Genomic DNA, 18,465 nt, shown 5'->3' on the forward strand with positions numbered 1-18,465 from the left:
CGTACGCTACCGGTAGCGCGCGATACGCCGCAATGCCTCGATACGCTGGCGCAGCAAGTGCGCGTGGATGGCGTGGATATCCGAGCCACTCGAGCGCTGCGCGCCGAACGCCAGGAAAGCATTCCGGTAGGCGATCCAGCGGCGCTCGGCTTCGCGCACGTCCGCACGGCTGATGGTCGATTCGCCAATCCGCTCCGGCTGCTCCGCCTGCGACGAGGGCAGCGCCATGACTTCCCCGTAGACCCGGTTCAGTTCACGGTCCAGTTGCGCCACCTGCTCCGCCGACGATGGCGGCAGCTTGCCCGCGGCGGCATCCAGCGCCGCCTGCATGAATTGCTCGCGCAGCCTGCCGTGGCGCGCAATGGCGAGACCCGGCGCCGCGGTGCCTTGCATGTCGGTTTCGGCGGAGCCGGCGCCGGCATAGCGCTCGGCGGCTGTCCGCAGCGCTTCGAACCGGTCGCGCGCAGCCTTGGGAAGCTGGCGCACCATTTGCGCCAGGCGGGCATCGCGCACGCGGCCGGCCTGCGTTTCGCGGATGTCCGCGCAGATCGTCCCCATGTGGCCGCTGGTGATATCGTCGCACTGGTCGAATACCGGGCTGCCGGGCCGCATGGACGCCAGATGGGCGATGCGCGCTTCCATCTCGGCCTTGGCGGAAAAATCGAGGCTGCAAGCGTAATGCATGGCGACGTCGAGGTCGCGCTCCACGCCAAAGCCATTCGCATACAGCATCATCAGGACCGGCCTGTCGCCACTGGCCAGCGCGCACTCGCGTACCGCCTGCCACTGCGCCGCCGAGGCCCTGGCCTGGCTGCGCGCGTCGTAATACAAGCCACTGGCCTCGCACTGCGCCGCACCAGCCGCCCTCGCGCCCGCATCGGTCGCGCCACGATGCTCGACGCGCTTGCATTGCCGGTACCACGCCTCGTCCTCGGAGAACGGCACGCCGAACGTGGCGGTATTCGGATACGGGGTCTCGGCCTGGCCGAGGGCCGGCAAGGACAGCAGGGAGAGGACGAGCGGAAGGAGAACGAGCGGGCCGGAGCGGAACATGCGTGGCATCCATAGGGAATCAAGGGTGCCGCCAGCTTAACGCTAATCCGCCCCCAAAAATCCTCGCTTGTTCACACCTTGGCCAAATGTCCGTCAGGCAGCCCGCTTCGGCTGCTTCGGCGTCAGCGACATGAGCCGGTCGATATCCACCAGCACCAGCCGCCGCTCCTGCAGCACCCCCATCCCGATCAGGTAATCGGCATGATGCGCCCCCGGCAGCGGCACGATCTGCGACGGCGCCAGCTGCACCACCTCCTTGACCTGCTCCACCACCAGCCCCGCCAGGCAGGATGCCAGGCGCACGATCATGACGTCGGTATCGGGATGCGGCGCTCCCACGCCCGGCGCGAGGGCCGCTCGCAGGTCCACCACCGGCAGGATCACGCCGCGCGAGAGCGCGACGCCGCCGATAATCTCGCCGTCGGCGGCAAAGCGCTCGAGCGACTTGAGCGGCTTGAGCTCCTGGACCTTGGCGCAATCGAGCCCATACTCGAGGCCACCCAAGGTGAAACTCAGGAATTCCTGCGGCGTCACAGAGGTATGTGCATACATGGCGGTCCTTTCGGCGATTCTTGAAGCGACCTCCATGCTAAGGCCGCACCGCCCTTGACCCGTTGACTGCAGTCAAGTGTTCCCGTCGCTATGCGCTGGCTTCGGCTGCCGTATGGTCCCAGCGGTACTCGCCGCTCGAACCGGCGAACAGGATCTCGGCGCCGACCGACTCGCGCAGGCGCGCCTTGACGTCGCGCGCCGGCAGGTCGTGCACGCTGCCCGCGTCGGGTTCATAGGGCAGCGCACGCACCTGCACGTCGCCGTCCAGCTGCCCCACGGCGACGCTGGAGGCGCCCGCACGCGCGCTGCGCTGGGCTTCCAGCTGGGCCAGGATCGCCATGCCGCCCTGCTGCTCGGCCTCAAGCGACTTGAGTTCCTGCGTCAGCTTGCCCAGCTCGCGCAGCGCCGGCAGCACGGCTTGCGACAGCCGGGCGAACTGCGTCTGCTGGTCGGCGGTGAGCACCAGTTCGCCCTTGCGGATGCGCGGCGCCAGCTGCAGGTACTTGCGCATGTCGGCGCGCGCGCCGAGTGCCTCGATCTCGGCGCGCCGGCGGCTCGCAAGTTCGCCGAACTCCCCGACGCGCTCGCGGATCTGGGCCATGGCGTCGGTGAAGCGGCTGCAGTCGGGCCGCAGCACGAACACCAGCATCTCGTTCTGGCGGCGCGGACCGGCGCGTCCGATCGTCACCTTGAGGCCGCCGATGGCGCTGCCCTCGGCGACTTCCACCTCGACTTCCTCGGCCAGGATCTCGCAATTGATCGCCTGTTCCACCACCACCCGCGTGCCGGAGATGATGCAGTTCTCGGCGCGCGTCATGCGCACTTCGCCGTTCGCGGTCTGGATCACGGCGCGCGAGGCCACGCCCTGCACCGTGATCGAGCCGCCCGCGTTGCGCGCGCTGCCGCCCACCAGGTTGCGGTTCAGGACAATCGCGCCGCCGCGCGAGACCACATGCCCGAACACGTCGGCGTGCACGGTGATGCCCTCGCCCTCCAGGATGCGCTGCTCCTGCACCTCGCCGAATTCCTCGTAGTCGCCCGTCAGGTTCAGGTTGCCCGTGGTCTTGGCGCTGACGCCGTCGTGGCTGACGATCTTGTCGTCCACCGCGATGCGGCTGGTCTTGGGATCGACATTCAGGAAGCCGTCCTGCTGCGCCACCAGGAATTCGCCGTCAAGCATTTGCTCGACTTTGGTGCCCGGTCCCGCATAGGCGCCGAGCTCGAGGTCCTTGGGCAGGTCCGGCGCCAGCGGAATGCCGGACAGGTCGAAGCCCGGCTCGCCCGCTTCGCGCGGCAGCTTTTGCAGCAGGCGCTCGCCCTGGCGGATCTGCGGGAAGCGGTTCTGGAAGCTCATCAGGTCGAGCTTGCCGTTGGCGAGCTGGCGCGGCGCGTCGCTGCGGTGCAGGTCGCTGGACACCTCGACCACGCGCGCATCGATGCCGGGACGCGGATCGAGACGGCGCGCCACCGCGATGCGGCCGGCCGCGCCGGTGTCGATGGCCTCGGCGATCGCGTCGGCGTCGATGCCGAAGCGGATACCCTTCATCCACATGTCGGCGATGAATTCGTCCACGCTCAGCCGGGTCGGCGCCTCCTTGCCCTCTTCGTCCGGCAGGAACACCGGCTCGAAGTAATAGCCGGCTTCGCCGTCCGAGATCTTGACGGCCCGGTACAGGGCGCGGCGCACCGGGTCGAAGGGCACGATGTCGTCGGCGATCCGGACCAGCGCCCGCCCCTGCGCATCGCGCGGCAGCTCGGGACCGTGGCCGTACAAGGCCTTGATCAGGACCGGATAATCGAGCCCGAGGAAGTAGTTGTTGGCGAGCAGGATGCCGTCGATCGCGGCCACCAGGGTCGTGCCCAGGACTTGGGGATCGGCATAGACGCCGTCGGCACGTTTGGCGATGCAGTGTTCCGGTCCGGTTCCCGCAAAACGGGGTGCGGGCGCAGCGGCAGGCGCAGCAAGGTGTGCGGCGGGATCGGTCACGTTCACGCTCCAGTCAACTCAGGGAAGCCGGCATCGGTATCGACGCCAAGGTAAAGCGACGGCTAGCGTAACACGTTGTGCATAATAAATAAATATATAGCAACTAACTTTCTGTAAAGAAATTTTGGAATGAAACCGGCCGGGCGATAGCGTAAACGACAACGGCGCCCGAAGGCGCCGTATCGGTCACGGAAGCGTTGCTACGTTCAACGGCGCTGGGCGTTGGGGTAGAGGTCCTTGCGCGCCTCGTTGATCTGGCGGCGCAGGTCGCTGCGCTCGTCCGGCGTCATGCGGCGCTCGCCGCGCGGCTCGCGCTGTTCGCGGTCCATCTGCATCTGGCGGCGCTGCTGGTCTTCGAAGGCGCGCTGGCGTGCTTCGTCGTAGGCGCGCTGGCGGTCGTCGAAGCCGCGCAGATCCTGTCCCTGCATCTGGAAACGCTCGCGGTACTGCTGGGCTTCCTGGCGCTGGGCGCCGCGGTCGTAGCTCTGGGCCAGCGCACCGGCGCCGACACCAGCCAGCACACAGGCGAGCACACCGTGGCGCACGAGCCGGACCAGACGGCCTTTGCCGCCGGCTACTGCTTGGGTCTTGTTGAGCGCTTCTTTCATGGGTGTTCCTCTTCCGTGATGCCTTATAAACAGATAAGCTGTGATGACCACTTGCCGCCAGTGTAGGTGCATACCGTCCGAGGTGTAAGCCTGATTGGGTAAAGTTTGTAACACATTGTAATGGATGAGGCATGTTGTCGAAATGCCTAGGCATAAGACGTTACCATAGCGACATTCTCCTGACAAATTTGGAAGCCAAATGAGTGCATCGACTTCGAATACCGGAAACAGCGCGGCCCCGGGCGCGCAAGGCGGCCATTCCGCGAAGATCATGGTCGTCGACGACGACGTGCGCCTGCGCGACCTGCTGCGCCGCTACCTGACCGAACAGGGATTCCAGGTGGTCACGGCGGAGAGCGCGCCGGCCATGAACAAGCTGTGGCTGCGCGAGCGCTACGACCTGCTGGTCCTGGACCTGATGCTGCCGGGCGAGGACGGCCTGTCGATCTGCCGCCGCCTGCGCGGCGCGGGCGACCAGACCCCGATCATCATGCTGACCGCCAAGGGCGAGGACGTGGACCGCATCGTCGGCCTGGAGATGGGCGCGGACGACTACCTGCCCAAGCCCTTCAATCCGCGCGAACTGGTGGCCCGCATCGGCGCGGTCCTGCGCCGCAAGGGCCCGGACGAGATCCCGGGCGCGCCGAGCGAGACTCCGCAGACCTTCGAGTTCGGCGACTTCGTGCTCGACCTGGGCACCCGCACCCTCAAGAAGAACGGCGAGACCGTGCCGCTGACCACCGGCGAATTCTCGGTGCTCAAGGTGTTCGCGCGCCATGCGCGCCAGCCGCTGTCGCGTGAGAAGCTGATGGAACTGGCGCGCGGCCGCGAATACGAAGTCTTCGACCGCTCGCTCGACGTGCAGATCTCGCGTCTGCGCAAGCTGATCGAGCCTGATCCTTCGAGCCCGCTGTACATCCAGACCGTGTGGGGCCTGGGTTACGTGTTCATTCCGGAAGGGCAGCCGCGCTAGTGTTCGCACCATTCTCGGCGGCGCGCCGGGCGGCGCGCTTCGCCTGGTACAAGAGCGGCCTGTTCTGGCGGACCTTCTTCCTGCTGTCGGTGCTCACGGCCCTGTCGATGGGCTCGTGGATCGGCATGCTCAACGTCTACCAGCGCGGCCCGCAGGTGGAGCAGACCGCCGAGCTGGTGGTGTCGGTGGTGACCATCACCAAGGCCGCCCTCACCCACTCTGCGCCGGACCTGCGCCGCGAGCTGCTGTTCGAGCTGGTCTCGAACGAAGGCATCCGCATCTTCACGCTCGAGGACAGCGACGTGGTCGAGCCGCCGCCCAGCAATCCCCTGATGCCCGAGATCGCCGCCAAGGTGCGCGAGAAGCTGGGCAAGGACACCCGCTTTTCGAGCCGCGTGAACGGCGTGGCGGGCTTCTGGATCAGCTTTACCATCGAGGACGACAAGTACTGGCTGATGCTGGAGCGCGAGCGCCTGGCCGGCCTGACCCGCGTGCAGTGGCTGGGCTGGGCGACCCTGGTCGGCCTGCTGTCGCTGGTGGGCGCGGCCCTGATCTCCAGCCTGGTGAACCTGCCGCTGGCGCGCCTGACGGCGGCCGCGCGCGCCATCGCCAAGGGCGAGCATCCCACCCCGCTGCCCGAGAAAGGCTCGCAGGAGATCATCGAGGCCAACCGCAGCTTCAACCAGATGGTCGAGGACCTGGCCCAGGTCGAAAAGGACCGCGCCGTGATCCTGGCCGGCATCTCGCACGACCTGCGCACCCCGCTGGCGCGCATGCAGCTCGAGGTCGAGATGGCCAACCTGTCGCAGGACGCGCGCGAAGGCATGCAGTCGGACATCAACCAGATGGACGCCATCATCGGCCAGTTCCTCGACTACGCCAAGCCGACCGACGCCTCCACCTTCGTGTCCGTGAACCTGTCGGAGATGCTGGCCGACGTGGGCCGCGAGGCGGCGCGCATCCGCGACCTGCGCGTGAAGACCGACCTGATGCCGGGCGTGCACGTGCTGGGCAACGCGACCGACCTGCGGCGCGTGGTCAACAACATCATCGAGAACGCGCGCCGCTACGGCAAGACGCCGGGCGCGGACTACACCGAGATCACGATCCTGCTGCGCGTGAAATCGACCGCCCATGGCCGCTGCGCGGTAGTCGACATCTGCGACCACGGCGTGGGCGTGCCGGAAGACCAGATCGCGCAGCTGCTCAAGCCCTTCACCCGTCTCGACACCGCGCGCGGCCAGGCCAACGGCGCCGGCCTGGGACTGGCCATCGTCGAACGCGTGCTGACCCGCCACAACGCCCAGCTGACGGTGCGCAACCGCGACGAAGGCGGCCTGCTGCTGCAGATCGGACTGCCGCTGGCGGGCTGACCATGACTATCCGATCCGACGCCCAGGTGCTGGATGCGTGGTCGCACAATGCCGATCCCTGGGTCGGCGCGGTGCGCGGCGGCGAGATCGCCTCGCGCGTGCTGGTGACCAATGCGGCCATCGTGGACACGGTACGGGCGCGCCGGCCGCGGTCCGGCGTCGACCTGGGCTGCGGCGAAGGCTGGCTGGTGCGGGCGCTGCCGGAAGTCGAGATGGTGGGCGTAGATGCGATTCCCGGACTGGTCGAGTCGGCGCGCGAAGCCGGCGGCGGGGAGTTCCGGGTGATGTCCTACGAGGAGATCGCGCAGGGGCGGCTGGCGCTAGCGGCCGATGTGGCGGTCTGCAATTTCTCGCTGATCGGGAAAGAAGCCGTCGAGGGCTTGTTCCGGGCGGCGCCGAGCTATCTGCGCAAGGGCGGCGCGCTGATCGTGCAAACGCTGCATCCGCTGGCGGCCTGCGGGGAGCAGCCGTATGTGGATGGCTGGCGCGAGGGGAGCTGGGCGGGGTTCAGCAGTGAATTCAAGGATGCGCCGCCGTGGTACTTCAGGACGGTGGGCAGTTGGGTGACTTTATTCGCCGCTCACGGATTGCGGATCGTCGAGATGCGCGAGCCGGTGCATCCGGAGAGTGGAAAGCCTGTGTCGCTGATTTTGGTGGGTGAGCTCGAAGGCTGACGGCTACTCACGCAAAACTTGGGTCCCGGCCTGCGCCGGGACCCAAGTTCGCACCGCCGCCACCTGCTCAAGCAATCAACCCAGCAAACCTCGCCAAATCAATATTCCCCCCACTAACCAGAATCCCGACCCGCTTCCCTTTCAAGCTCTCCTTCATCCGCCGCGCCGCCGCGAACCCCAGGCACCCGGTCGGCTCCACCACGATCTTCATGCGCTCCGCGAAGAAGCGCATGCACTGTACCAGCTCATCATCCGACACCGTCAGGATGTCATCCACATCCCGCTGGATGATCGGGAAGGTGAGCTTGCCCAGGTGCTGGGTCTGCGCCCCATCCGCAATGGTCTTGGGCGTATCGATATGCACGATCTCCCCCGAGCGGAAGGATTGCTGCCCATCGTTCCCCGCCTCCGGCTCGACGCCGTACAGATCGCAGTTCGGCGCCAGCGCGCGCGTGGCCAGGGCCGAGCCGGACAGCAAGCCGCCGCCGCCCAGGCACACGAAAAAGGCGTCCAGCGGCCCCGTCTCCTCGAACAGCTCCTTGGCCGCCGTGCCCTGCCCCGCGATCACGTCGGCGTGGTCGTAGGGCGGCACCAGGGTCAGGCCATGCTTCTCGGCCAGCTCGCGCCCGATCTGCTCGCGGTCCTCGGTATAGCGGTCGTAGAACACGACATTGCCGCCATAACCCTTGGTGGCCGCGACCTTGGCCGCCGGTGCGTCATGCGGCATCACGATGGTGGCCGGCATGCCCAGCAGGCGTGCGGACAAGGCCACCGCCTGCGCGTGGTTGCCCGAGGAGAATGCGACCACGCCGGCCTTGCGCTGCTCGGGGCTGAAGCGCGACAGCGCGTTGTAGGCGCCGCGGAACTTGAAGGCGCCCATGCGCTGCATGTTCTCGCACTTGAAATACACCTGGGCGCCGAACTCCTCGTTGACGGTGCGCGAGGTCAGCACCGGCGTGAGGTTGGCGGCCCCGGCAATGCGGCCGGCGGCCTGGACGACATCATCGTAAGTGGGGAGCGAAAACAGATTCATGGAAGCATCCTTGTCAGAGGGGTCGCCCTGCATTGTAGCGAAGCACTTGGCGCTTGTAAAAAAGCAAACCGCGCACACGGTGAGTCAACGAACAGAAGCAGCCGGGACCGGCGCGCAGAATCAAGGCTCACAAGAAGGAGCCGACCATGAAGCGTTTTCTGTGCCAACTCAGCCTGATCGCCGCGGCCGCGGCATCCGCACCCGCGGCCTTCGCTGGAGCCGAGATCGTCAAGTGCATCGACAGCACCGGCCACGTGACTCTCACCGACCAGCCTTGCGGCGAAGGCACGACCACGGTACGGATGGCGAAGATGCCGGCTGCCGAGGGCGACGCGACCGTCCAGCCCTACCCGCTCACCGTCGAGCGCGCCAGCGTGCCGCCGCCGCGCCCTGCCGTGCGCAAGGCGCCGCAGCGCGACAAGGCGAAGCCGATGCAGCGTGATGTTGCCACCTTGAAGGAGGCGCGTGCGCAGTTCTTGCTGATGGATAGCAGCATCAAGTCGACGGTGGTTGCGCTACATTGATGTAATCGGGCAGTCCCGCTGCCCCGATACGTCGTTCCGGCGGAGGCCGGAACCCAAGTTTGCACGCGCTACCGCTGCGCCACGAACTTGACCCCCGGCCGAGGGGGACGCCGAGTCCCGGGGCGACGGTCTTGCGGTTAGCGGCTAGTGCAGCCGCGTCACGCTCGCCAGATGCGGCACCGCCGGCGCCGCCAGTTCGCGCAGCAGTTCCAGCAAATCCTCATCCTTGATGAAGCTGGCCGACGACCTGGCCTCCAGAATACGCTCCGGCGGCTGCGAACGCGCCACCACCCAGCCCTGGACGTAATCGACGCCGATCTCGTGCAGGGTCTGCACCGTGGCCGCATCCTCGGCCCACTCGGCAATCGTCTTCATGCCCAGGTTCACCGCCAGGCTCACGATCGCCTCGACGATGGCCACGTTGGCCGGGTGCGCGTTGATGTTGACGATGAAGTTGCCGTCGATCTTGAGCACATCGGCCGGCAGTTCCTTCAGGTAGGAGAACGAGGTGTAGCCCGCGCCGAAGTCGTCCAGCGCCACCTTGACGCCGAAGTTGCGCGCCTGGTCGATGAAGCGGCGCGTGTTGTCCAGGTCGTGCAGGGCCACGCTTTCCGTGATCTCCAGGCACAGGCGGCTCGCCACGTGCACATAGCGGCCCAGGATGTCGAAGGTGTCCTGGACGAAACGCTCGTCGTTGAGCGAGGCGCCCGACAAGTTCATGCAGACGAAGCGCGTGTTGCACAGCTGGTCGGCATGCTCGGCGATCCAGGCCAGGGTGGTCGACAGCACCCAGCGGTCGATGACGCTGGCGCGTCCGCTCTTCTCGGCCGCGGCGATCACCGGGCCGGCCGGCACCACGCGGCCGTCCGACTCGCGCATGCGCAGCAGCACTTCGAAATTCAGCGACTCTTCCGGGTGCTTGAGCGACATGATCGGCTGCATTTCCAGCAGCAGGTTGTCGGTCGCGTTCGGACCCGACAGGCGCGCCACCAGGTCGAGCTCGGCGGCGCGCTGGCGGAAGGCGTCGGCCCCGCGCTCGTACACCACCAGGCCGTCGCCGGCGCCGGTCTTGGCTTCGCGGCAGGCGCGGTCCGCGGTCGAGACCGCATCCTTCATGGCCATGTCCGGCACCACTTCGATCAGGCCGACCGAACCGCGCACATGGAAAGCCTTGTCGCCCACCCGGTAGGGCGTGTTGCCCAGGCGATCGACGATGCCGCGGCAGATGATGGATGCGAGCGGGATCGCCGTCTCCGGCATCACGATCACGAATTCGTCGCCGCCCACGCGGCCGATCTGCTGGCCGCCGGCCAGCATGGTGCCGATGCGCTCGCACACCTGGCGCAGCACTTCGTCGCCGGCGGCGTGGCCGAACAGGTCGTTGATCAGCTTGAAGCGGTCGAGGTCGACGTAGGCCAGCGCCATCGGGCGGCCCACGGCCAGGCTGGCGGCGGCGGCCACGAATTCCTTTTCGAGGCCGCGCCGGTTGTAGACCTTGGTCAGCGGATCGTTGTCGGCCATGAAGCGCAGCTGCTCGGTGGCCTTGTGCTTTTCGGTCGTGTCCTGCAGCACGCCTTCGATGCGCGAGCGCGCCAGGGTGGCGCTGACCAGGAAGCGCTGGCTGCCGTCGCGGCTGGTGAGTTCCATCTCGGCCTCGGCCTTGGCATGCACCTGCTCGTGCAGCTCGGTCCAGCTGCTTTCGGTAAAGAACTGGCGCCAGGCGGTACGCCCGGCCACGAAGGCGTGGATGCCGAGCATCTTCTGCAGCGCCGGGTTGACGCTCAGGAAGTGGCCGTACATGTCGAGCGTGAACAAGCCCACCGGCATTGCCTTGTAGGCATGCTCCAGCTCTTCCTGGGCTTCCTGGCGCTTTTCGGTTTCGCTGCGCATCTGCTCCGCCACCGCCAGCGCGGCCAGCAGGCTGGAGGCCAGGGCGGCGGTGACGCTGTTGATGATGCCCAGCAGCTCGCGCAGGCCCAGGGCCGCGGCGGCGACTTCCGCCATCGAGGCCAGGAAGGTCAGCGCGAACGAGGCCGCGAACCAGGCGGCGACGCGGTTGCGCGACTCGACGATGATCTTGAACAGGCCAATCGTCATCATGGCGAAGCAGCACACCACGATCACCCACATCAGCGGCAGGTACATGCGGTAAGGCAGCAGGATGGCGGCGGCCAGCATCGGCATGCACAGCCATTGCATGACGCGCATCGGCAGCACATAGCGCATCTCGGCCAGGTGGTCCTTCAGCAGCGCCTGGTACAGGGTGAGCGTGGCGATGCCGTACAGGGTGATGGTCACCGAGCGGCTGCGCAGCAGCCAGTCGGAAGGGATGGTCTGGCCCAGCCACTGGATGTCCCAGCCGGCCGACAGCGCGCCGACGCGCAGGTTCAGGATCAGCCAGCCGGCGAACAGCACGTACAGCGGCTGGCGGTTGATCAGGGCGGTGATCAGGACGAACAGCGCCAGCACGATCATGCCGCCGTCGAGCAGGCCCGACTTGCGATGGTATTGCTCGACCGATTTGTCGAACTGCTCGGCCGGCCATTGCAGGACCGACAGGCGGGCCGGGCCGGACAGACCGGAACGGCACAGCAGCTGGCGCGGCAGCGGGCTGGCGCGCAGCACGAAGCCGGCCTTGGCCGCCTCGACGGCGCCGGCGGCGCCGGCACGGGAGGCGCTGCCCAGCGGCGCCAGGGTGGCGCCGTCCCAGCAGGCGACGTCGAGCGAGTGGCGCGAAGGGAATTCGATCACTTGTTCGCCGCTGCGCGGCATCGGTTCGAAGGCGAACCAGACCGGCGCTTCGGACAAGTGGGTTTCGTGGGTATTGATCAGCGGTTGCGGCGCGGTGCGGGCCAGGGCCTCGGCCGGCGTGAGCTGCCGCGTGTCGTCCTGCACGCTCACGTGCATCGCCAGCGGCACTTCGCCGGCGACACGGTACTCGTCATGGAAGAAGATCAGCGCGATCAGCGAAACGATGCCGATGCCGATCGGGATCAGGTAGTACCCGAACAGCTTTAACACCAGCTCCACGGCCGCGTGCGCGGCCGCCGGCAGAGAAGTACGGAGCTTGGGTGTGGAATTGGGCATAAGCGGTATCAGTGCGAACAAATCGCCACCGCGTCGCCGCGGCGGCTCAAGGCGCAAGGATACAGCGTAAATTTGATGCCGTCATGCAATAAATACCCTGACGGGGTCTAATTACCTCATGCGACTGCCAATTCACAACGTTCGGACGGGCGTTCAGTATCAAAGCGGCCAGGCAGGGCCAGGGCCGGCGGCGGCGCGCTCGGTCCGATGTCGATGTCCGGATGATGGGTGTTGAAGAAGAAATTCAACATCGGATGGCGCGCCTGGGTCCAGCGTTCTTCGAAGGTCGCGATCTCGAAGGCCATGATGCGATGCGGGATATTGCCGACGTGGCGCAGCGGGACCGGACCCTGCTCCGGGAACACATCGATGAACATCATTTGCTCGTATTGGCGATCCACCGGCGGGCGGCCGGTTGCGACCGAATAGTCAATCGCGTTGTCTTCGCAATACATGAAGCAGGCCTTGATCAGTGCAATCTTGACCATGCGGCCGACCCGGCCTTCGTCGATGCCGAGGCGGGTCGCCTCGACCAGGCGCTTGCCTTGCAGCCAGTCGGGCAGGACGATCGATTCCTCGACGCCCAGCGGACGGTAGAGATTGGTGCGGATGCGGGTGCTGCCGAGCGGAGAACCGTCGAGCTTGGACTCGGCCAGCAGCACGATGGTGTCGTCCTCGTAATCGGCCGCCTCCGGCTCGGCCAGGGTGCGGGCGAAGTCCGGAACGTGGCGCGCATAGGCGGCGTGGCGGATCTGCACCGCCTTGAGCAGGTCCGCCTCGGTCTCCACGCGGCGGACGGTGAACGGCAGGCGTTCGATGATGCGTCCCGCAGCCGCTTCGCGCGCGGTGCGTGCACGGGAGGCTTTCGGTGGGTTGAAGACGGCTGCAGGGAACAGCTCCATGACGGTACTCCTAATTGATTAAATGAAACAAAACTTGTCTGGTTCAAATTATCAATCCGGCATACATTAATCTAACTGCTGAGCAGGCGTGCTTTTATCCCCCTATTTGATTTAACGCAAAACTTCTGTGCGCCACCTAACATAGCTACATCATTCGCGCCGAGCCGGACACGCGGATCGACCCGCCCTGCTCCGGACCGAACTCTGCTCGCAGGCGCGAGCGCATGCCCATGTCCTCGCCTTGCACGACATCGATGCGCCCGCCGTGTGGCCAGCCCAGGTCGCGCAGATAGCCGGCCAGCGCGGCCGTGCCGGCGCCGGTGGCGGCGTCTTCGTACACGCCGCCCGACGCGAAAGGATTACGTGCGTGGAACAGCTGCGCGGTTTCCGCCCAGGCCAGCACCACGGTCACCAGGCCGTGTTCGAGCATGAAGGCGCGGCCGGCCTGCAGGTCGTAGGCCATGGCCGCCAGGCGCGCACGGCTGTTCAGGGCCAGCACCAGGTGATCGGCCCCGCCGTGCGCCAGCGCGGGAGGAAGGCGCGGATCGAGATCGGCCCGCGAGTAGCCGAACAGGGCCAGGGCCTGCTCCAGCATCGCCTCTGGCGCCGGACGCGAACGCGTGGGCGGCGATTGCAGGGCTGCGAACATGCGCCCACCCTCGCCCTCGCCCTCGCCCCTGGCTTCGCAATGCCCCTCGACCGTGATCGCGGCCGCATTCAGCTGCAGCGCGAAGCGGCCGTCGCCGCCCTGGCGCGCCAGGGCCGCGCCCAGCGCGATGGTGGCGTGGCCGCAGAACGGCACTTCGGACTCGGGCGAAAAATAGCGCACGCGCCAGCCCTCGCCTTCGCGCGCGGCGAAGGCGGTTTCCGAGAAGCCCACTGCATGGGCCAGGGCCTGCATCTCGGCAGCCGGAGGCAGCGACGCGCCGATCCAGACACCGGCCGGGTTGCCGCCCTGGCCGGCATCGTCGAAAGCGGCGATACGCAGCACCTGCTCGAGCTGCGGATGGAGATTCGCGTTCATGGACAGTCCCTCTAGTGGTGAGAAACCGCCATGATAGCGGGGCCGCCGGCGCCCTGCCGGGGCCGCTTCAGGCGTCGGGACAGTTCTGCTGCCGCATGGCCTTCTGCATTTCCTCCGGCGGAACGTCGCGGATGTGGGTGGCCATCGACCAGCGGTGGCCGAAGGGGTCCTCGACCACGCCGTAGCGGTCGCCCCAGAACATGTCGGCCGGCTCCATGCGCGATACGGCCCCGGCCTCGATCGCGCGCCTGAAGGCGCTGTCCACGTCAGGGACCGACAGGTGCAGGGTCACCGACGTGCCGCCGAGCGACTTGGGACCACGCGCGTCCCAGTTCGGGTGTTCATCCATCAGCATCACCATCGAATCGCCAATGCGCACCGCCGCGTGGGCCAGCTTGCCCTCGGGGTCGGGCAGCCGCATCACTTCTTCGGCGCCGAAGGCGCGCACAAAGAAATCGATTGCGTCGACGGCGCGCTCACACACCAGGTGCGCCGTCACGGTGTGCATGCCCTCTTCCATCGGTTTGGTCGTGCTGCCTGCAGTCATAGCTAGCTCCTTCAAGGTCTCTTTCAGGTTGGACGGATGACAACTCAGCATAAGAACATTACGCCCGGCTTCGGGTTCGCGCAATCGCTTTCGACTTTGAGGCCGCGCAGTGATTTCCCGGTCGGCCGCGTCGGTCGCCCGCGGCTATGAAGCTTCGTCGTACCAGCGATCCTTGTCCAGCATGATCTGATGGTGGCCGCAGCCGGCCGGGATCATGGGGAAGCAGTTCTCCGCCTGCTCGACGACGACGTCCAGGAAGAACGGGCCGCTGGAATCCAGGCACTCGGCGACCGCCCCCTCCAGTTCACTCGCGCGCTCGACACGGCGCGCCTGCCAGCCGAAGGCGCGCGCCAGCGCGACGAAGTCGGGCAAGGCTTCCGAATAGCTGTGGCTGTAGCGCGCGCCGTGGTGCAGTTCCTGCCACTGGCGCACCATGCCCATGCAGCCGTTGTTGGACAAGATGACCTTCACCGGGCAGCGGTGCTGGACCGCCGTGGCCAGCTCCTGGATGTTCATCAGGATCGAGGCGTCGCCGCTGATGCAGGCCACCAGGGCCTCGGGATGCGCGATCTGCGCGCCGATCGCGGCCGGCAGGCCATAGCCCATCGTCCCCGCTCCGCCCGAGGTCAGCCAGCGGCGCGGCGCCTCGAACCTCAGGTGCTGGGCCGCCCACATCTGGTGCTGGCCGACGTCGGTCGCCACGATCGCATTCCTCGACGCCAGCGGCCCGGCCAGGGCCTGCATCAGGCGCTGCGGCACGATGGCCTCGCCCTGCTCGCCGAAAGCCAGGCAGTGCGCGCGGCGCCACTCGGCGATGCGGCGCCACCACGGCAAGGTGAGTCCCGGGTCCGGCGCCAGGCGCTCCAGGCGGCGCGCCAGCTCGCCCAGCACTTCTCCGCAATCGCCCACCAGGCGGACGTCGGTCCGCACCACCTTGCCGATCGAGCCGGGATCGATGTCGACGTGGATTACCTGCGCCTGCGGGCAGAAGTGCGCCAGCTTGCCGGTGACGCGGTCGTCGAAGCGCGCGCCGGCGCAGATCACCAGGTCGGCTTCGTGCATGGCCAGGTTGGCCTCCAGCGTGCCGTGCATGCCCAGCATGCCCAGCCACTGCGGGCTGGAAGCGGGAAAGGCGCCGAGCCCCAGCAGGGTCAGGGTACAGGGCGCGTTCTTCAGGCGCACCAGCTGGGCGAAGGCCGCGCAGGCCTCGGCTCCGGAATTGACCAGGCCACCGCCCCCGTAGAAGACCGGGCGGCGCGCGGCGCAGATCAGGGCCGCGGCCTGGTCCAGCGAAGCCGAGCAGACCGGTGCGCGCGCCGGTGCCGGCGCGTCTTTATGCTCGTGCGCCGTGACCGGCTGCGCCTGAATGTCTTTGGGCAGGTCCACCAGCACCGGTCCGGGGCGCCCGCCGGTGGCTTCGCGGATCGCGCGCAGCACGGTGGGCGCGATCTCGGCGACGCTGCGCACCTGGGCATTCCAGCGGGTGACGGCGCGCGAGATGCCGAGCGCATCGCACTCCTGGAAGGCGTCGGTGCCGATCGAGGCGGTCTGCACCTGGCCGCTGATGCACAGGATCGGGATCGAGTCGCTCAGGGCGTCGAGCAGGCCCGAGGTGGTGTTGGCCATGCCCGGGCCCGAGGTGACGAAGACCACGCCCAGCCGCCCGGTGCTGCGGGCATAGCCTTCGGCGGCGTGGACCGCGGCCTGCTCGTGGCGCACCAGCACGTGGCGCAGGCGGCGGTCCTGCTGAAGGGCGTCATACAAGGGCAGCACGGCGCCGCCGGGATAGCCGAAGACGGTGTCGACGCCGGCGCGCACCAGCAGGTCGAGCAACAGGCCGGCGCCGGTCATGACGGGAAGAACAGATGCGGCAGCGGCCGCAGGTGGGGGTGCGAAGGTATCCATGAGCAAAATGGTATTCACATTGGAGCTGAAAGTGCTTCATAATCTTGCGTCATTTGGCACCCAACCCTGAAGGGTTTTCCATGGATCAGGACAATGATAGAAAAATTTTCGATGCGGCCGATCGCGCGATCCTGGCCATCCTCCTGAAGGACTCGCGCACACCGCTGCAGGAGATCAGCGCCGCGGTGGGACTGTCGACCACTTCGTGCTGGAACCGGATCAAGCGCATGACCGACACCGGCCTGCTGCAGGGCTATACGGTCAAGGTCGACCTGGCCCACCTCGGCTACCACGACACCGTGATCGTCCAGGTCACGCTGGACAGCCACAGCGAAGAGACCCTGTACGAATTCGGCCGCGCGCTGGAGTCGATCCCGGAAGTGCTGGAGGCCAGCCTGATTTCGGGCGACTACGATTACTTCGTACGCATCGCGGTGAAGGACACGCGCGACTATGAACGCCTGCTGCGCGAAAGGCTGTACAAGATTCCGGGCATCCGGCACAGCAAGTCGAGTTTCGTGCTGCGTACGCTCAAGCGTACCGATACGCCGCTGCCACTTGGGTGACCGGAAATACCGTCGTACACTACGCGTCATATTCCTTTACGGCCTGAGGAGAGTGAATGTTCGACCACGTCAAGATCGGTGTCAGCGACTTTGCAGCAAGCAAGGCGTTCTTCATCAAGGCGCTCGCGCCGCTGGGCGTCACGGCGGGGGCGGAAGGAGAACCGCGTTACGGCATCGAACTGTGCGCGCAGGGACCGGCTTCGTTCATCCTGTTTCAGACCGATGAAAAGCCGGCCCACCTTCACCTGGCATTCGCGGCCGAGACGCGCGGGCAGGTCGATGCCTTCTATCGCGCTGCGCTGGAGGCAGGCGGCAAGGACAACGGCGCCCCCGGTTTGCGCCCGCAGTACAGCGGCGCGTATTACGCGGCCTTCGTCATCGGACCGGATGGGCACAATATCGAAGCGGTGTGTCACGCCTCGTGACCTGGGTTTTCCGAGGACGCTGACGGCTTACATAAAAAGGAAAAACGCATGCCCAACTGTGTAGATGTCGTTCTGCTCGCGCAGTACAACGAGACCATGAATCGCAGGCTGTACGACGCTGCCGCGAAGCTCTCTCCTGAAGAACTGCGTAGCGATCGAAAGGCGTTTTTCGGCTCGCTTCTCGGGACCATGAACCATCTCATCGTCGGAGATACGATCTGGCTGAGCCGCTTCGCCCTGCATCCCTCTCGATTTCGCGCGCTGGATTCGCTCCGCGGCCTGCCTGCGCCCACCAGTCTGACGCAGTCTTACGGCGACAGCCTGCCGCAACTGCAGGCGCATCGCACGCGACTGGACAAGATCATCACCGCCCTGGCGGAAGAACTGCATCCATCGGATCTCGACCAGGTGCTGACGTACCAGAATTCGCGTGGACTGCGCTTTCAGAAGCGTTTTGGGAGCCTGTTCCTACACCTTTTTAACCATCAGACCCACCATCGGGGCCAGGCCAGCACCCTGTTGACCCAAGCTGGTGTCGATATCGGCGTCACCGACCTCCTGGAGCTGATTCGTGAGGCCGAAACCGCGTGAGCCGATTGGCAGACGGCTACTCGCATGCTGCTTTTGTTACCGGATCAGATCAAGACATCAAGGAGAACAAGGTGAAAGCGTCCTCGCTATGTGCGCTGGCCCTGGGATTCGGCGCCCTGCTGGCCGCATTTGCTTGCGCCGGCAAGAACGAGCCGATCGATGGCATGCGCGTTGGTGATCTCGTCATTGGCCATCCGCCTCCGCTCCTTGCACGAGATCGGGTCCTGCTTCGCGAGTGGCGGCTCGACGAAGCCGGCGAACGCTATGAACTTCTAAGGGTCAGGATAGGCATGGTTCCGGTCGATGCTGAAGTGATCGACGGGGAAATCTGGCGGATTTCCATCGAAAGTGCCGGCTTACGCACTAGGGACGGTGTCCAGGTCGGCGACAGTCTCGAGACCCTGACTCGCAAGAATCGATCGCTCCGCCCTGAGCTTGGGCCCGGGCCCAGCCTGATACTCATACCGGACCAACCTTGCGGGATCAGTTATGTGACCGATGCCCTGTTGTCGGAAAAGGATCTGCAGAACCTGAGTCGGAGGCACGCCATTCCATCCACCAAGAATGTCCATGTCAGCAGGATTTTCGTCACTGGTTGTCAGGAATGATCCGAGAGCATGACCGCCAGCGCTGGATGAGAC

General features: G+C 66.4%; 18 protein-coding genes. 8 read left to right on the top strand and 10 right to left on the bottom strand.

Features of this window, described 5'->3' with window-relative positions; genetic code table 11:
- Positions 1 to 6: 6 nt before the first annotated feature.
- The 4 genes from J8847_RS02955 to J8847_RS02970 all read right to left on the bottom strand — a co-directional run bounded on the left by J8847_RS02955 (position 7) and on the right by J8847_RS02970 (position 4,200).
- Positions 7 to 1,053 carry a lysozyme inhibitor LprI family protein gene (locus tag J8847_RS02955; RefSeq protein ID WP_211523188.1) on the bottom strand — a complete coding sequence of 349 codons (1,047 nt, stop codon included), beginning with the start codon at positions 1,051 to 1,053 and terminating at the stop codon, positions 7 to 9.
- Positions 1,054 to 1,146: 93 nt separating this feature from the next.
- The gene (locus J8847_RS02960; RefSeq protein ID WP_211523189.1) at positions 1,147 to 1,605 is read right to left on the bottom strand and encodes a chemotaxis protein CheW; all 459 of its coding nucleotides are present in this window, start codon (positions 1,603 to 1,605) and stop codon (positions 1,147 to 1,149) included.
- Between the two features lie 88 nt (positions 1,606 to 1,693).
- Positions 1,694 to 3,592 carry a flagellar assembly protein A gene (locus J8847_RS02965; protein ID WP_211523190.1) on the bottom strand — a complete coding sequence of 633 codons (1,899 nt, stop codon included), beginning with the start codon at positions 3,590 to 3,592 and terminating at the stop codon, positions 1,694 to 1,696.
- A 206-nt stretch (positions 3,593 to 3,798) separates the two neighbouring features.
- The gene (locus J8847_RS02970) at positions 3,799 to 4,200 is read right to left on the bottom strand and encodes a hypothetical protein (protein ID WP_211523191.1); all 402 of its coding nucleotides are present in this window, start codon (positions 4,198 to 4,200) and stop codon (positions 3,799 to 3,801) included.
- Positions 4,201 to 4,471: 271 nt separating this feature from the next.
- Between J8847_RS02970 and ompR the strand changes: the two genes are divergently transcribed.
- Genes ompR through J8847_RS02985 form a run of 3 tightly spaced genes read left to right on the top strand, consistent with a single transcriptional unit; the run spans position 4,472 to position 7,220 of the window.
- Positions 4,472 to 5,173 carry a two-component system response regulator OmpR gene (gene ompR / locus J8847_RS02975; RefSeq protein ID WP_051306146.1) on the top strand — a complete coding sequence of 234 codons (702 nt, stop codon included), beginning with the start codon at positions 4,472 to 4,474 and terminating at the stop codon, positions 5,171 to 5,173.
- On the top strand, positions 5,173 to 6,546 hold the full coding sequence (locus J8847_RS02980; RefSeq protein ID WP_211523193.1) for an ATP-binding protein: 1,374 nt from the start codon (positions 5,173 to 5,175) through the stop codon (positions 6,544 to 6,546). Before ompR ends, J8847_RS02980 begins: the two co-directional genes overlap by 1 nt.
- Positions 6,547 to 6,548: 2 nt before the next feature.
- Positions 6,549 to 7,220: a bifunctional 2-polyprenyl-6-hydroxyphenol methylase/3-demethylubiquinol 3-O-methyltransferase UbiG gene (locus J8847_RS02985; protein WP_211523194.1), complete on the top strand. Its 672-nt coding sequence runs from the start codon at positions 6,549 to 6,551 to the stop codon at positions 7,218 to 7,220.
- A 67-nt stretch (positions 7,221 to 7,287) separates the two neighbouring features.
- Here J8847_RS02985 and J8847_RS02990 read toward each other — a convergent pair whose 3' ends face one another.
- Entirely contained in the window at positions 7,288 to 8,253 is a 966-nt protein-coding gene (locus J8847_RS02990) for a threo-3-hydroxy-L-aspartate ammonia-lyase (RefSeq protein ID WP_211523195.1), read from the bottom strand.
- A 146-nt stretch (positions 8,254 to 8,399) separates the two neighbouring features.
- On the opposite strand from J8847_RS02990, the gene J8847_RS02995 reads away from it, so the two are divergent.
- Positions 8,400 to 8,777 (top strand): DUF4124 domain-containing protein, encoded by a 378-nt coding sequence (locus tag J8847_RS02995; protein WP_211523196.1) that lies wholly within the window; start codon positions 8,400 to 8,402, stop codon positions 8,775 to 8,777.
- A 144-nt stretch (positions 8,778 to 8,921) separates the two neighbouring features.
- On the opposite strand, the gene J8847_RS03000 is transcribed toward J8847_RS02995, so the two are convergent.
- The 5 genes from J8847_RS03000 to ilvB form a co-directional block, all read right to left on the bottom strand.
- Positions 8,922 to 11,864, bottom strand: coding sequence for a bifunctional diguanylate cyclase/phosphodiesterase (locus tag J8847_RS03000; protein ID WP_211523197.1), 2,943 nt, complete (start codon positions 11,862 to 11,864; stop codon positions 8,922 to 8,924).
- Positions 11,865 to 11,980: 116 nt separating this feature from the next.
- Positions 11,981 to 12,766: a hypothetical protein gene (locus J8847_RS03005; protein WP_211523198.1), complete on the bottom strand. Its 786-nt coding sequence runs from the start codon at positions 12,764 to 12,766 to the stop codon at positions 11,981 to 11,983.
- A gap of 145 nt (positions 12,767 to 12,911) precedes the next feature.
- Positions 12,912 to 13,790 carry a PhzF family phenazine biosynthesis protein gene (locus J8847_RS03010; protein WP_211523199.1) on the bottom strand — a complete coding sequence of 293 codons (879 nt, stop codon included), beginning with the start codon at positions 13,788 to 13,790 and terminating at the stop codon, positions 12,912 to 12,914.
- Between the two features lie 67 nt (positions 13,791 to 13,857).
- Positions 13,858 to 14,337 (bottom strand): VOC family protein, encoded by a 480-nt coding sequence (locus J8847_RS03015; RefSeq protein WP_229512467.1) that lies wholly within the window; start codon positions 14,335 to 14,337, stop codon positions 13,858 to 13,860.
- A 144-nt stretch (positions 14,338 to 14,481) separates the two neighbouring features.
- Entirely contained in the window at positions 14,482 to 16,242 is a 1,761-nt protein-coding gene (gene ilvB / locus J8847_RS03020; protein WP_211523200.1) for a biosynthetic-type acetolactate synthase large subunit, read from the bottom strand.
- Between the two features lie 80 nt (positions 16,243 to 16,322).
- On the opposite strand from ilvB, the gene J8847_RS03025 reads away from it, so the two are divergent.
- The 4 genes from J8847_RS03025 to J8847_RS03040 are packed head-to-tail and all read left to right on the top strand — an operon-like array spanning position 16,323 to position 18,432.
- Positions 16,323 to 16,808 (top strand): Lrp/AsnC family transcriptional regulator, encoded by a 486-nt coding sequence (locus tag J8847_RS03025; RefSeq protein ID WP_211523201.1) that lies wholly within the window; start codon positions 16,323 to 16,325, stop codon positions 16,806 to 16,808.
- 56 nt (positions 16,809 to 16,864) lie between these two features.
- The gene (locus J8847_RS03030) at positions 16,865 to 17,233 is read left to right on the top strand and encodes a VOC family protein (RefSeq protein WP_211523202.1); all 369 of its coding nucleotides are present in this window, start codon (positions 16,865 to 16,867) and stop codon (positions 17,231 to 17,233) included.
- 48 nt (positions 17,234 to 17,281) lie between these two features.
- Complete coding sequence (locus J8847_RS03035) at positions 17,282 to 17,824, top strand: DinB family protein (protein WP_211523203.1); 543 nt, start codon at positions 17,282 to 17,284, stop codon at positions 17,822 to 17,824.
- Positions 17,821 to 18,432: a hypothetical protein gene (locus J8847_RS03040; RefSeq protein ID WP_211523204.1), complete on the top strand. Its 612-nt coding sequence runs from the start codon at positions 17,821 to 17,823 to the stop codon at positions 18,430 to 18,432. The genes J8847_RS03035 and J8847_RS03040 overlap by 4 nt, the downstream gene beginning before the upstream one ends.
- The last annotated feature ends 33 nt before the right edge of the window (positions 18,433 to 18,465 follow it).

It is taken from the genome of Massilia sp. AB1, from assembly GCF_018119385.1.
Lineage (GTDB): Bacteria > Pseudomonadota > Gammaproteobacteria > Burkholderiales > Burkholderiaceae_D > Telluria.